The sequence below is a fragment of the Flagellimonas flava genome, assembly GCF_050617915.1.
In the GTDB taxonomy this organism is placed as follows: Bacteria; Bacteroidota; Bacteroidia; order Flavobacteriales; family Flavobacteriaceae; genus Flagellimonas; species Flagellimonas flava_A.
Window position 1 is genome coordinate 1 of the sequence record NZ_JBODQE010000137.1, and the last position, 244, is coordinate 244.

Sequence of the window (244 nt, forward strand, 5' to 3'; positions counted from 1 at the left end):
CGTTTAAACTTCTTGTTAAATAAAGCGAAAAACCAAAGGTGTCCAAGAAGAAGTGGTGGTTACTTTAAACAAACTGCAGTTACTATTAATCAATCTGATATTAAAGCAGTAGTAAGGGGTGAATTAAAGCGTTTAAAACGTGATGTAAAAAGAAGTATTCCTGCTGCAAAAAACACAATAACTCGTTATCATTTACAAGATATTGCAGATAGAATTGATACTATTTTAAAGCCTAAAAAATAAT

The 244-nt window shown here is 29.9% G+C and carries 1 protein-coding gene; it reads left to right on the forward strand.

Translation table 11 applies throughout. The features are described 5' to 3' along the window. Positions 1-243: hypothetical protein (locus ACRHOZ_RS21285; protein ID WP_431130362.1), on the forward strand; the 243-nt coding region annotated here is incomplete at its 5' end. Position 244 lies beyond the last annotated feature (1 nt).